This window comes from Streptomyces sp. NBC_01264, from assembly GCF_026340675.1.
Lineage (GTDB): Bacteria > Actinomycetota > Actinomycetes > Streptomycetales > Streptomycetaceae > Streptomyces.
Window position 1 is genome coordinate 2356804 of record NZ_JAPEOX010000001.1, and the last position, 12029, is coordinate 2368832.

General features: G+C 71.5%; 14 protein-coding genes. 5 read left to right on the forward strand and 9 right to left on the reverse strand.

Annotated features, from left to right (window positions below; translation table 11 throughout):
* Window positions 1–19: 19 nt before the first annotated feature.
* From OG435_RS10785 to argC, 4 genes are read right to left on the reverse strand one after another with little or no spacing between them, the layout of a single operon-like run.
* Window positions 20–1234 carry an acetylornithine transaminase gene (locus tag OG435_RS10785; protein ID WP_266876591.1) on the reverse strand — a complete coding sequence of 405 codons (1215 nt, stop codon included), beginning with the start codon at window positions 1232–1234 and terminating at the stop codon, window positions 20–22.
* Window positions 1231–2169, reverse strand: coding sequence for an acetylglutamate kinase (gene argB / locus OG435_RS10790; protein WP_266876592.1), 939 nt, complete (start codon window positions 2167–2169; stop codon window positions 1231–1233). The genes OG435_RS10785 and argB overlap by 4 nt, the downstream gene beginning before the upstream one ends.
* Complete coding sequence (gene argJ / locus OG435_RS10795; protein ID WP_266876593.1) at window positions 2166–3323, reverse strand: bifunctional glutamate N-acetyltransferase/amino-acid acetyltransferase ArgJ; 1158 nt, start codon at window positions 3321–3323, stop codon at window positions 2166–2168. The genes argB and argJ overlap by 4 nt, the downstream gene beginning before the upstream one ends.
* The gene (gene argC / locus OG435_RS10800) at window positions 3320–4348 is read right to left on the reverse strand and encodes an N-acetyl-gamma-glutamyl-phosphate reductase (protein ID WP_266876594.1); all 1029 of its coding nucleotides are present in this window, start codon (window positions 4346–4348) and stop codon (window positions 3320–3322) included. The genes argJ and argC overlap by 4 nt, the downstream gene beginning before the upstream one ends.
* Before the next feature lie 285 nt (window positions 4349–4633).
* Here argC and OG435_RS10805 point away from each other — a divergent pair, with 285 nt between their 5' ends.
* From OG435_RS10805 to OG435_RS10815, 3 genes are all read left to right on the forward strand, one after another.
* Window positions 4634–5239 carry a dihydrofolate reductase family protein gene (locus OG435_RS10805; protein ID WP_266876595.1) on the forward strand — a complete coding sequence of 202 codons (606 nt, stop codon included), beginning with the start codon at window positions 4634–4636 and terminating at the stop codon, window positions 5237–5239.
* A gap of 213 nt (window positions 5240–5452) precedes the next feature.
* Window positions 5453–6817, forward strand: a complete 1365-nt coding sequence (locus OG435_RS10810; protein ID WP_430625606.1) for an SMI1/KNR4 family protein — start codon at window positions 5453–5455, stop codon at window positions 6815–6817.
* Between the two features lie 157 nt (window positions 6818–6974).
* Window positions 6975–7688, forward strand: coding sequence for a DUF6215 domain-containing protein (locus OG435_RS10815; RefSeq protein WP_266876597.1), 714 nt, complete (start codon window positions 6975–6977; stop codon window positions 7686–7688).
* 61 nt (window positions 7689–7749) lie between these two features.
* Here OG435_RS10815 and OG435_RS10820 read toward each other — a convergent pair whose 3' ends face one another.
* Genes OG435_RS10820 through OG435_RS10830 form a run of 3 tightly spaced genes read right to left on the reverse strand, consistent with a single transcriptional unit; the run spans window position 7750 to window position 9086 of the window.
* Window positions 7750–8166, reverse strand: a complete 417-nt coding sequence (locus OG435_RS10820; protein ID WP_266876598.1) for a VOC family protein — start codon at window positions 8164–8166, stop codon at window positions 7750–7752.
* 9 nt (window positions 8167–8175) lie between these two features.
* Window positions 8176–8607: a helix-turn-helix transcriptional regulator gene (locus OG435_RS10825; protein ID WP_266876599.1), complete on the reverse strand. Its 432-nt coding sequence runs from the start codon at window positions 8605–8607 to the stop codon at window positions 8176–8178.
* 53 nt (window positions 8608–8660) lie between these two features.
* A complete protein-coding gene (locus tag OG435_RS10830; RefSeq protein WP_266876600.1) occupies window positions 8661–9086 on the reverse strand; it encodes a DUF5997 family protein in 426 nt (141 codons plus the stop codon).
* 37 nt (window positions 9087–9123) lie between these two features.
* On the opposite strand from OG435_RS10830, the gene OG435_RS10835 reads away from it, so the two are divergent.
* Complete coding sequence (locus OG435_RS10835) at window positions 9124–9903, forward strand: LysR family substrate-binding domain-containing protein (protein ID WP_266876601.1); 780 nt, start codon at window positions 9124–9126, stop codon at window positions 9901–9903.
* Between the two features lie 121 nt (window positions 9904–10024).
* Here OG435_RS10835 and OG435_RS10840 read toward each other — a convergent pair whose 3' ends face one another.
* Window positions 10025–10483: a hypothetical protein gene (locus OG435_RS10840; RefSeq protein WP_266876602.1), complete on the reverse strand. Its 459-nt coding sequence runs from the start codon at window positions 10481–10483 to the stop codon at window positions 10025–10027.
* Between the two features lie 158 nt (window positions 10484–10641).
* Between OG435_RS10840 and OG435_RS10845 the strand changes: the two genes are divergently transcribed.
* Window positions 10642–11232, forward strand: coding sequence for a carbohydrate-binding module family 14 protein (locus OG435_RS10845; RefSeq protein WP_266876603.1), 591 nt, complete (start codon window positions 10642–10644; stop codon window positions 11230–11232).
* On the opposite strand, the gene OG435_RS10850 is transcribed toward OG435_RS10845, so the two are convergent.
* Entirely contained in the window at window positions 11229–12002 is a 774-nt protein-coding gene (locus OG435_RS10850; protein WP_266876604.1) for an N-acetyltransferase, read from the reverse strand. The genes OG435_RS10845 and OG435_RS10850 overlap by 4 nt on opposite strands.
* Window positions 12003–12029 lie beyond the last annotated feature (27 nt).

Sequence of the window (12029 nt, forward strand, 5' to 3'; positions counted from 1 at the left end):
CGTCCCATTCCCCGATAGATCATCCGTCCACGTCCGCGGCGGACTTCGCCGCGTCCAGCACCCCGGGCAGCGCCTGGAGGAACACGTCCACCTCGGCCTCGGAAAGCACGTACGGGGGCATGAGCCGTACGACGTCGGGGGCGGGCGCGTTGACCAGGAAGCCGGCGTCCTGAGCCGCGTGCTGCACCTGCGGTGCGAGCGGCTCGGTCAGCACGATACCCAGCAGGAGGCCCGCACCGCGGACGTGCGAGACGAGCGGGTGTGCGAATCCTTCGATTCCGCCCCGCAGGCGCTCGCCGCGCTCCTTGACCTGGTCGAGGAGCCCGTCCGCGGCGATGGTGTCGATCACGGCGAGGCCGGCCGCGCACGCGATCGGGTTGCCGCCGAAGGTGGTGCCGTGCTGACCGGGCTGGAGCAGGTCGGCCACGGGCCCGAAGGCGGCGACGGCGCCGATCGGCAGACCGCCGCCGAGCCCCTTCGCGAGGGTGACGAGGTCGGGCTCCACGCCCTCGTGCGCCTGGTGCTCGAACCACTGGCCGCAGCGCCCGATGCCGGTCTGCACCTCGTCGAGGACGAGCAGGGTGCCGGTGGCCCGGGTGATCTCGCGGGCGGCCGTCAGGTAGCCCGCCGGGGGAACGACCACGCCGTTCTCGCCCTGGATCGGCTCGATGATCACGAGCGCGGTCTCTTCGGTGACGGCGGCCCGCAGGGCCTCCACATCGCCGTAGGGGACGTGCGTGACGTCTCCGGGCAGCGGCAGGAACGGACCCTGCTTCTTGGGCTGGCCGGTGAGGGCCAGGGCGCCCATGGTGCGGCCGTGGAAGCCGCCGTCGGTGGCGACCATGTGGGTCCGCCCGGTCAGCCGGCCGATCTTGAAGGCGGCCTCGACGGCCTCGGCGCCGGAGTTGCAGAAGAAGATCTTGCCGGGGCGGCCGAAGAGCTGGAGCAGCCGCTCGCCGAGCGCGAGGACCGGCTCGGAGGCGTAGAGGTTGGAGACGTGGCCCAGGGTGGAGATCTGCTCGGTCACCGCGGTCACGATGGCCGGGTGCGCGTGGCCGAGCGCGTTCACCGCGATCCCGCCGACGAAGTCGGTGTACTGCTTGCCGTCCGCGTCCCAGACCTGCGCACCCTCGCCGCGTACGAGCGCCAGCGCGGGGGTGCCGTAGTTGTTGGTCAGCGCGCCCTGCCAGCGGGCGGCGAAGAGCTGGTTGCCGGTGGCCTGGTTGCCGGTCATGCGGGGTCCCCTTCCTGGGTATCTGCTGCCTGTGCGTCGGGCACGACCATCGTGCCGATGCCCTCGTCCGTGAAGATCTCCAGCAGGATCGAGTGCTGGACCCGGCCGTCGATCACTCTGGCGGTGGTCACCCCGTTGCGGACGGCGTGCAGGCACCCCTCCATTTTGGGGACCATGCCGCTGGACAGCTCGGGCAGCAGCTTCTCCAGCTGGCTCACCGTGAGCCGGCTGATGACCTCGTCGCTGTTGGGCCAGTCCGCGTAGAGACCCTCCACGTCGGTGAGGACCATCAGCGTCTCGGCGCCGAGCGCGGCGGCGAGCGCCGCGGCGGCCGTGTCCGCGTTCACGTTGTACACGTGGTGGTCGTCGGCGCTGCGCGCGATGGAGGAGATGACCGGGATCCGGCCGTCCGCCAAAAGCGCCTCGATCGCGCCGGTGTCGATGGTGGTGATCTCGCCGACCCGTCCGATGTCGACGCTCTCGCCGTCGATCTCGGGCAGGTGCTTGGTCGCGGTGATGGTGTGCGCGTCCTCGCCGGTCATGCCGACGGCCAGCGGCCCGTGCTGGTTGAGCAGCCCGACCAGCTCGCGCTGGACCTGCCCCGCCAGGACCATCCGTACGACGTCCATCGCCTCGGGCGTGGTGACGCGCAGACCCGCCTTGAACTCGCTGACCAGGCCCTGCTTGTCGAGCTGGGCGTTGATCTGCGGACCGCCGCCGTGCACGACGACCGGCTTGAGGCCGGCCTGGCGCAGGAAGACGACGTCCTGGGCGAAGGCGGCCTTCAGGTCCTCGTCGATCATGGCGTTGCCGCCGAACTTGATGACGACGACCTTGCCGTTGTGCCGGGTCAGCCAGGGCAGGGCCTCGATGAGGATCTCGGCCTTGGGCAGGGCGGTGTGCCTGCGCGCGGTGTGCTTGCCCGCCGTGCTCATGAGGAGTACGCGCTGTTCTCGTGGACGTACTCGGCGGTCAGGTCGTTGGCCCAGATGACCGCGGACTGCGAACCGGTGGACAGGTCGGCGGTGATGCGCACCTCGCGGCCCTTCATGCTGACCAGGTCGCGGTCCTCGCCGACCGAGCCGTTCTTGCAGACCCAGACGTCGTTGATGGCGACGTTCAGCCGGTCCGGGTCGAAGGCGGCCTTCGTGGTGCCGATCGCGGACAGGACGCGGCCCCAGTTCGGGTCCTCGCCGTGGATGGCGCACTTGAGCAGGTTGTTCCGGGCGATGGACCGGCCGACCTCGACCGCGTCGTCCTCGGTGGCCGCGCCGACGACCTCGATGCGGATGGACTTGCTGGCGCCCTCGGCGTCGCCGATCAGCTGGCGGGCCAGGTCGTCGCAGACCGTGCGTACGGCCTCCGCGAACGCCTCGTACGCCGGCACCTGGCCGGACGCGCCGGAGGCGAGCAGCAGCACCGTGTCGTTGGTGGACATGCAGCCGTCGGAGTCGACCCGGTCGAAGGTGGTGCGGGTCGCCGCGCGCAGCGCCTTGTCGAGGGTGCCGCTGTCCAGGTCCGCGTCCGTGGTGAGGACGACGAGCATGGTGGCCAGGCCCGGGGCGAGCATGCCCGCGCCCTTGGCCATCCCGCCGACGGTCCAGCCGTCCTGGCCGGCCGTGGCCGTCTTGTGCACGGTGTCGGTGGTCTTGATGGCGATGGCGGCGGCCTCGCCGCCGTCGGCGGAGAGCGCGGCGGCGGCGGTCCCGACGCCCGGGAGGAGCTTGTCCATGGGGAGCAGGACGCCGATCAGGCCGGTGGACGCGACGGCGACCTCTCCGGCGTTGACGTCCCCGCCCAGGGCTTCCGCGACCTTCTCGGCGGTGGCGTGGGTGTCCTGGAAGCCCTTGGGGCCGGTGCACGCGTTGGCGCCGCCGGAGTTGAGGACCACCGCGCTGACGGTGCCGCCGCGCAGGACCTGCTCGGACCAGTGGACGGGCGCGGCCTTGACCCGGTTGGAGGTGAAGACGCCGGCCGCGGCCAGGCGCGGTCCGTTGTTGACCACGAGGGCCAGGTCGGGATTGCCGTTCGCCTTGATCCCGGCGGCGATGCCCGCCGCCGTGAACCCCTGTGCTGCCGTGACACTCACGGTGCGACTCCGATCGTGGAAAGACCCAGGCTCTCGTGGAGCCCCAGGGCGATGTTCATGCTCTGGACCGCGCCGCCGGCAGTGCCCTTGGTCAGGTTGTCGATGGCGCTGATCGCGATGATCCGCTGCGCGCCCTCGTCGTACGCGACCTGGATCTGGACGGCGTTGGAACCGTAGACGGACGCCGTCGCCGGCCACTGCCCCTCGGGCAGCAGGTGTACGAAGGGCTCGTCGGCGTACGCCTTCTCGTACGCGGCGCGGACCGCGTCGGCCGTGGTGCCCGGCAGCGCCTTGGCGGTGCAGGTGGCCAGGATGCCGCGGGGCATCGGCGCCAGCGTGGGCGTGAAGGAGACGGAGACCCGCTGTCCGGCGACGGGGCTGAGGTTCTGCACCATCTCGGGCGTGTGGCGGTGGCCGCCGCCGACCCCGTACGGGCTCATGGAGCCCATGACCTCGGAGCCCAGCAGGTTCGGCTTGAGCGCCTTTCCGGCGCCGGAGGTGCCGGAGGCGGCGACGATCACGGCCTCGGGCTCGGCGAGCTGCGCGGCGTAGGCCGGGAACAGCGCGAGCGAGACGGCTGTCGGGTAGCAGCCGGGGACGGCGATGCGCTTGGAGCCGGCCAGCGCGGCGCGGGCGCCGGGCAGCTCGGGGAGGCCGTAGGGCCAGGTCCCGGCGTGCGGGGCGCCGTAGAACTTGTCCCAGTCGGCGGAGTCCCGGAGCCGGTGGTCGGCGCCCATGTCGACGACGAGCACGTCCTCGCCGAGCTGGGCGGCCACCGCGGCGGACTGGCCGTGCGGAAGAGCCAGGAAGACGACATCATGACCGGAGAGCACCTCGGGCGTGGTCGCCTCCAGAACGCGTCCGGCCAGCGGCACCAGGTGCGGCTGGAGCGCGCCGAGCGGCTGCCCGGCGTTGGAGTTCGCGGTCAGCGCGCCGATCTCCACCTCGGGGTGGGCGAGCAGCAGGCGCAGCACTTCCCCGCCCGCGTATCCGCTCGCACCGGCCACCGCTACACGTACCACCATCGGACCCTCCTCCTCGATGGCATGACTATACGTATGACCGCACGTTTATGCAAAGCAGTCATCCTGCCCCGCCCTCCCAGTTGTGACTGAGCGTTTCCGTTGGCCCCTGAGCGTTGTACCTGGCCCGGCTGGGCGTGACGGTTGGCCCGGGCCGTTCGCGGGTGGCGCACCACCGGTCTGATCGGCTGCAGTGTCATGGGTTTTCTCGTTGCTCCACAGCGCGGCCGATGAGTTTGTGGCGCCCGGCGAGTCCAAGCTCGTGACACTCCAGGAAAGGACACCGCCATGTCGGAGCTTCTCGTCGACTTCATCACCTCCCTCGACGGCCACGCATCGGGAGAGGGATGGCCCGGGTTCTGGGGCCTCGAGGGCCCGGAGTACCTCGCATGGCTCGGCGAGCAGCCCGAGGCCACCTACCTGATGGGAGCAAACACCTACCGCCTGATGTCGGGCTTCGCCGCCGGCGAGGTCCCGCATGGCCAAGACGAGTTCAGGCCCGAAGAAGAGGCATCCGTTGACGAGCTCACGCAAGCGTCCAAAGTGGTGTTCTCCTCCTCACTCGAGGAGCCACTGAAGTGGGCCAACTCCACGCTCGTCCGCGACGATGCCATCGAGGCGGTCCGCGCCATGAAGTCGAGTGGCTCGGGGCTCCTCAGCACGATCGGCAGCCTCAGCCTGTGCCGGTCCCTGCTACGTGCCGGACTCGTCGACCGCTTCCGGGTCGTGATGTTCCCGGTGATCACCGGAGCCACGGGCGAAGAACGCATCTACGACGGCTATCCGGACGTCGCCCTCGAGATGATCGAGCACCGCACCTTCGACGGCCGTATCCAGCTGGTCGAGTACAAGCCCCGTGTGCTCGAGCACCCGCCGCTCGGCGTCCCTGGGTGACGTCGCCCCGTCCGCCGGTCTGGACGGCCGCCAGGCCGGCGCCGGCGGGTGCGGAGCAAGACCTAGAGGGGCCGGCCAACGTCAGGACGCCCGGTTCGGGGGTGCCGGGTGGGCTGGTCCCCGACCGCAGGTTAGTGGCCGCCTCTCACCTGGGGCGTTTGTGAGCGGCGGCCCAGTGCCTCGCTTGTCATTGGCTCCGCATACGGTCTGCACATGCTTGATCAGAGGCCCCCCTTGTCATCGGTATCCGACTTCGCGACCTGGGAACCCGTGCTCCGGCTCATGCTGGCCGACGACACGGATCGGCGTGCTGCCCGGCCGGCACGTGTTGCAGGGCGCATCAGCCCGTACGGCACGAGCCTTGCGTACCGGGGATCCATGTCGCCGACAGCACGGGCCGCGGTGGAGGACATACAGCGGGCGCTCGCACGCGGCGGAGTTCAGGAGATCGCGTTCAGCGCGGAGGTCCAGCCGGATGGTCGGACCACGCTCGGCCTGGTCTGGCCGAGCGCGGCCGTGGAACCGGCTCTCGGCTGCCCGGACCTGGGGGTGCTGGTTCTGGCCGAAGGCTCCCTTGCCGAGCCCTGGCTCCGCCATCCCGATCCGGTGCCCGGAGCGGTGCCGTCGCCTTCGGCGGATCCTGAGTTGCTGGAGCGGACGCTGCGTGAGCGGTTGCCCGGAGCCGTCGGAGCGACGGAGGAGGAGATCGCCGCAGCCGAGGCACGCCTTGGTGTCACGCTGTCCGATGAGCTCAAGGCGCTGTACCGGGTGACACGGGTGTACGGCAAGGACGACGACTTCGATCTCGAGGAGGCGGACCGGGCCGGCGAGGCGGTCGGCTGCGAGCTCTCCGGCCTGGAGCACCTGTACAGCGTCGACGCGGCAGTGCGTCACCCCGGCTGGGACCACGGCGCGACGCATGCGGTCGGTACAGGGCCCGACGCAGCGGTGCAGGGTCTGGCCGGCTCTCCTGGCTGGATCGGCTTCGGGACCAACGGCGGCGACGAATTCGCCGTCGACCTGACCCCCGGCCCCACCGGCTACTTCGGGCAGATCATCCTGGTCGACCACGAGCAGAGCCTCGGTGCCGACCTGGTAGCCGATTCCCTCACCGATTTCGTCCTGGGCCGGATGCGAGAAGAAGTCCATGGCCGCCGCGCAGACGAGCCGCCCTCCGAGGCCAAAGTCGGCACCGGATGCCTCGAGACCATCCGAGCTGCCGCCCATCCCACCCTGGAGGTCCTGTCCATCGGGGCCTGGGACGGCGCACCCTTCAGCCTCACGCCTCTCGTCGGACTGCCCCGTCTGCGCACTCTGACCGCCATGCCCGGCACACTGGCCGACCCCCTGGAGGTCGCTGAGCTCACGGGACTGGAGTTCCTGGAGATCGGCGCGCAGGAATGGCGCGTCCTCCTGGACGCCGGAACCGTCCCGCGCACCCTGAAGGCGGCAGCCATCAAGGTGCGGGACAAGGACCACCTGCCCGTTGCAACCCTCGCGAACGAGATCCTGGCCCTCTGGGACCGCCCCAAGATCACACAAACGCTCCTCGCGGGAGAACTCGGCCTTCCGATCTAGCCGGCGGGGCCGCACGCCCCACGAGAGCTGAGCGCTGTAGTTGGCCAGAGGGGCCAGCTACGGCGCCAAGTCACACCCGTGTTACTCCCTTGTCCGCCCGATGATCACGGGTTACGTTCCTCGGGCACATATCGGGGGATCACAGCAGGTGGGGGACATGACCGAAGGCGTCGGGACGATCACAACGGGCGCGGCGATAGGCCAGGGCATCACGGCCGTGGTGCTGATCGGGGGCATGGGACTCGGCCTCTGGGTGACCGGGCAGGCGGCCGGTACGACCGGCGAGCCGAAGCCCGTCGCCTGCCCGCAGGTCCAGGCGGAGAAGACGCCGGGGAAGAGCCCCGCGGAGAGGACCGCGGAGGCCACCGGGTCCCAGTTGTGTGCGGCGCTGCACCGTCCCGATCTCCCCAGCCTGCTGGGCACTCCGGGGGAGGTCGCGAAGAGCGCGGGCGGTGGCGCGAGCAGCTCCAAGCCGGCCGGCAGCGGCGAGGAGATCCACACCCCTACGGCCTCGGTCGAGTTCGAGACCTACACGGTGCACCTGAGGGCCTCCCGCGACGGGCTGACGGTCGCCACCGTGGCCGGGCTCCTCGGGGACGGTAAGCCGCCGCGGACGGTGCTGGGCCGTCCGGCCACCTTCTACTCGGACCGCACGCTCAGCATCAGCTTCCGCCTGGACGGCAGCGATACGAGCAGCGGCCCCGGTGTTCCGACCCGCGCCCTCGTGGTGGCCATGGACCCGCGGGACGGCGGCGGCTCCTACGAGCTGACCCTGTGGCGCTCCGACGGCACGGTGCCCGACGACGCGGTCGTTCTGCGGGTCGCCGAACAGGTGCTGCCGACGGTCCCGGGGTTCGCCGCGGCCGGGTGAGGGCCCGGAACGGGGGCAGCGGCTCCGGGCTCAGAGGCTTCGGGGGCAGCGGTTCCGCGGCTCAGCGGTTCCGGGGCTGGTTGAAGCGGAGCATGTTGCCGGCCGGATCGCGGAAGGCGCAGTCGCGGACCCCGTACGGCTGGTCGACGGGCTCCTGGAGCACCTCCGCGCCGGTGGCCCGGATCCGCTCGAAGGTGGCGTCCACGTCGTCCGTCGCGAAGATCACCCCGCGGAGCACGCCCTTGGCCAGCAGTTCCGCCATCGCCTGCCGGTCGGCCGGCGACGCCCCGGGATCGGCGAGCGGCGGTTCGAGGACGATCTCCACGTCGGGCTGCTCGGGCGAGCCGACGGTCACCCAGCGCATCCCCTCGAACGCGACGTCGTTGCGCACTTCCATGCCGAGGGCGTCGCGGTAGAAGGCGAGCGCCTTGTCGTGGTCGTCGACGGCGATGAAGCACTGCGCGAGCTTGATGGTCATGCCCCGACGCTACGACGCGGCCGCGGATCCCGCTCCCCCGCTGCCCGCAGGCCTGCGGACCGGACGGGTGAGGACCTTGGCGACACACGCCGGGATGGCGGCGCCCTCCTCGTGGCGCCGGGCCCGGTACGCGCTCGGGGTCTCGCCGACCAGCTCCGTGAAGCGCGAGCTGAACGATCCCAGCGAGGTGCATCCGACGGCGAAGCAGACCTCGGTCACGCTCAGGTCGCCCCGGCGCAGCAGCGCCTTCGCCCGCTCGACGCGGCGGGTCATCAGATAGCTGTACGGGGTCTCCCCGAAGGCCGCCCGGAAGCTGCGGGAGAAGTGCCCGGGCGACATGAGGGCTCCGGACGCCAGCGCCGGTACGTCCAGCGGCTCGGCGTAGTCGCGGTCCATCCGGTCCCGGGCCCGCCGCAGCCTCACCAGGTCCTCGATCGTCACGCGCACCAGCATCTCACGCCGGGTGCGGGCCGACCGGGGACCACGGCTCCGTGCTACTTCTCGGTCTTCTGCGCCTTCTCGGCCTTCTCCGCCTGCATCTGCTTGATGCGGACGGCCTCCTTGCGGACGTCAGCCTGGGTGGCGCGCTCCTTGGCGAGCCACTCCGGCATCTCCTGCTTCAGAGCCTCGATCTGCTCCGTGGTGAGCGCCTCGGTGACACCGCCGCGCGCCAGACCGGCGATGGAGACGCCGAGCTTCGACGCGACCACCGGACGGGGGTGCGGGCCGCTGGCTCGGAGGTCCTGCAGCCACTGGGGCGGCTCGGCCTGGAGGGCGGTGAGCTCGGTGCGCGAGACGACACCCTCCTGGAACTCTGCGGGGGTGGCCTCGAGGTACACACCCAGCTTCTTCGCCGCGGTAGCGGGCTTCATGGTCTGGGTGGTCTGGTGCGACGTCATGGGGTCCAGGGTATCGAGCATGTGCGCCACCTCCGACCACGGCCGGTAATCTGGCCGGGTGACAGACTCCCGGACACCCCCGTCGTTCCAGCTCGCATACGTCCCCGGGGTGACTCCCACGAAGTGGGTCCGGATCTGGAAGGAACGCCTGCCCGACGTTCCGCTGACCCTCGTCCAGGTCGCTCCGGCCGAAGCACCCGCCCTGTTGCGCGGCGGCGGCGCCGACGCCGGGTTCGTCCGGCTGCCGATCGACCGTACGGACCTCAGCGCGATCCCGCTCTACACCGAGACCACGGTCGTCGTGATCCCGAAGGACCACCTCATGGCCGCGTCCGAGGAGCTGTCGATCGAGGAGCTGGCCGACGACATCGTGCTCCACCCGCTGGACGACACCCTGGAGTGGGAGCAGCTGCCGGGCAAGGCCGCGCTCCAGCGCCCGGAGACCACGGCCGACGCGATCGAGCTGGTGGCCGCGGGCATCGGAGTGCTGGTCGTGCCCCAGTCGCTCGCGCGGCTGCACCACCGCAAGGACCTCACGTACCGGACCCTCGTGGACGCCCCCGAGTCGCGTGTCGCACTGTCGTGGCCCGAGGCGGACGAGACGCCCGAACTGGTCGAGGAGTTCATCGGGATCGTGCGCGGGCGTACGGTCAACAGCTCGCGCGGACGCGGCCGTACGCAGCCCGAGCCCGAACCGAAGAAGGCGAAGCCGGCGCGCAAGCCGGCCCCCCGCTCGGGCGGCAAGCCCGCCGCCAAGAACCCGCGCTCCGGCGCACCCAAGGGTGGCAAGGCCACGGCGAAGTCCACCGGCAAGCGCGGGAAGCCCCGGGGCCGCTAGGCCGTCTCTTTGACCACGTACGCCCAGTACGCGAGCGCCCCGACAGCACGCCCAGGCACGGCACCAGACGCCGCGGGCTCGGCCGACAAGATCCGAAAGAGACGACCTAGGCCGTCTCGGCCTAGCGGCCGACCAGCGTGAGGGCGGCGCCGATCGCGACGAGGCCGGGCACCACCCCGACGGCCACGGCGAGGAAGGTCGAGACCCCGGCCACGGCCGGGTGCGCGCGCGGGTCGGCCAGGCCGGCGCACAGCAGGAGCAGGGACACCGGAAGCAGGAACCACACTCCCTCCGGTGCGACGAGGAGCGACCACCCCGCCACCACGACGGCGAGGACCGCGCACGAGGTCCTGAACCAGGCCCGGTTCCCGCGCAGCACCGTCGGCACCGCGAGCACGAGGAGCGGGACGACCGGCCCGAAGGGTGGTGCGCCCTCCTTGAGCAGCACCGCCACGGGCGCCACCGGGAGGATCAGCGCGGTCAGCGCGATCCCCCGCTGCCACGAGTGGGCGGCCCGCGCCCTGCGTGTCGCGGAGCCGGCGCCCGCAGCTCGCCGCCCGGGCGTCGCGATCCCCGCCATGCCCGCTCCCCGTGCCGGCCCCGCTTGAACTGAACGCGTTCAAGCTAGCGGATATTCGCACTTCCTGGCGATGCCCGGAGAGCGTTGCGCCCGCCACACACCCGTCCCTATAGTCACTTCGTATTCATTTCGTCACAGTGAGTGATCTGGGGGCAAGGGTGTTGCGTATCGGCAAGGGGTGGGCCCGGCTCGCCGCGTCGGCCGTCGGGGCGGTACTCGCCGTGGGTCTACCGGTCGTGGGCCTGGGGGCCGCGCCCGCGAGCGCCGCCGAGGGCTCGTGCGCCGGGGGCGTCACCGTGCGGCTGCCGCGACCGCAGGACCAGCGGTTCTACGTCCAGTGCGGGGGCGGGACCGCCACCGTCGTGGCCTGCCCCACCGGGCAGGTCTTCGCTCCCGGCACCCAGCTCTGCGAGGCGCCCGAGCTGGTCCGGCCCGCCGTAGCCACGGTCACCACGGCCGGTCCGGCGAAGCTGAACGGGCTGCTCTTCGGGGTCAGGAACCTCAGCACCACCGTGCGGATCGCGGACGCCCCGGCCGGGCTGGACGGCGTACCCGTCACCTTCACCACCGTCGGTGGCCGGACCCTCTGCACCGCCGTCACCGACCAGTTCGGAGCCGCCCGCTGCGACAGCCCGGCCCGGCTGACGATCCCGCTGGACGAGATCCTGCGCGGCTACCGGGCCACCTACGCGGGCATCGGCGGGATCTACCTCTCCTCCTCCGCCACCGCCCCCATCGCGCTCCTCTAGGAGAGGGCGTGCCGGACCCAGACGTTCGGCTCCACGTAGACCGCGAAGCCCTGCTCCGGTTCGCAGTGGACCGGGGACAGGGCGCCCGGGACGTGGACCGGGCCGGCCGTGTCGAAGGGCAGGCCGGTCCAATCCCGCCACTGCGCGAGGGAGCCGGTGATCGTCATCGACAGCGGGGCCACCGAGTCGATGACGCCGCCCGCCCGCACGTGGACCCGTAGCCACGGGTCGTACGGGAGGCCGTCCTCACGGGTGCGGTACGCGTACGCGTGGATCGGGGTGTCCGGCTCCGCGGGCTTCCCGCTGGGCCGCACCGGGGCCACCACCTCGCCGAACCCGTGCCCTCGGGCGTTCTCCCGCATCGCGGCGAGCATCCGGCCCGAGAGCCCCTCGCCCTGCCGGTCGGTCGCGACGCTGATCTCGATCGCGCTGACGGTGTCGGCCTCGACCCCGCGCCGCAGGTCGGAGAAGGCCCACATCAGGATCCGGTCCCAGCCTTGCGCGGGCAGCGCCCCGTCGCGGCCCGGCGCGTGCTGCGCGAAGGGCACGCTGAAGCCCCGGGCGACCACCGCGTCCCCGTCCGTGGCGACCAGGACGTACTCCGGCAACTCGGCCACCATCCGCGGATACAGCAGCCAGGCCAGCGAGTCGTGTTCGGCGAACTCGGGCCACGAGTCCTTCATGTCCCAGAGCCGGGCCGCCAGTTCGGGCCGCTCCGCTAGCGTGGTGATCCGGATGCCCGAACCGCTGGTGTCTGTGCTGTCGTCCATGGCCGCAGGCTAGGCACGCCCCACCGG

Coding starts and splice junctions, on each gene's coding strand:
- argB (WP_266876592.1), bottom strand. CDS start 2,169: ATGAGCACGGCGGGCAAGCACACCGCGCGCAGGCACACCGCCCTGCCC.
- OG435_RS10830 (WP_266876600.1), bottom strand. CDS start 9,086: ATGCTCGATACCCTGGACCCCATGACGTCGCACCAGACCACCCAGACC.
- OG435_RS10785 (WP_266876591.1), bottom strand. CDS start 1,234: ATGACCGGCAACCAGGCCACCGGCAACCAGCTCTTCGCCGCCCGCTGG.
- OG435_RS10810 (WP_430625606.1), top strand. CDS start 5,453: ATGCTTGATCAGAGGCCCCCCTTGTCATCGGTATCCGACTTCGCGACC.
- OG435_RS10850 (WP_266876604.1), bottom strand. CDS start 12,002: ATGGACGACAGCACAGACACCAGCGGTTCGGGCATCCGGATCACCACG.
- OG435_RS10815 (WP_266876597.1), top strand. CDS start 6,975: ATGACCGAAGGCGTCGGGACGATCACAACGGGCGCGGCGATAGGCCAG.
- OG435_RS10805 (WP_266876595.1), top strand. CDS start 4,634: ATGTCGGAGCTTCTCGTCGACTTCATCACCTCCCTCGACGGCCACGCA.
- OG435_RS10840 (WP_266876602.1), bottom strand. CDS start 10,483: ATGGCGGGGATCGCGACGCCCGGGCGGCGAGCTGCGGGCGCCGGCTCC.
- OG435_RS10820 (WP_266876598.1), bottom strand. CDS start 8,166: ATGACCATCAAGCTCGCGCAGTGCTTCATCGCCGTCGACGACCACGAC.
- argC (WP_266876594.1), bottom strand. CDS start 4,348: ATGGTGGTACGTGTAGCGGTGGCCGGTGCGAGCGGATACGCGGGCGGG.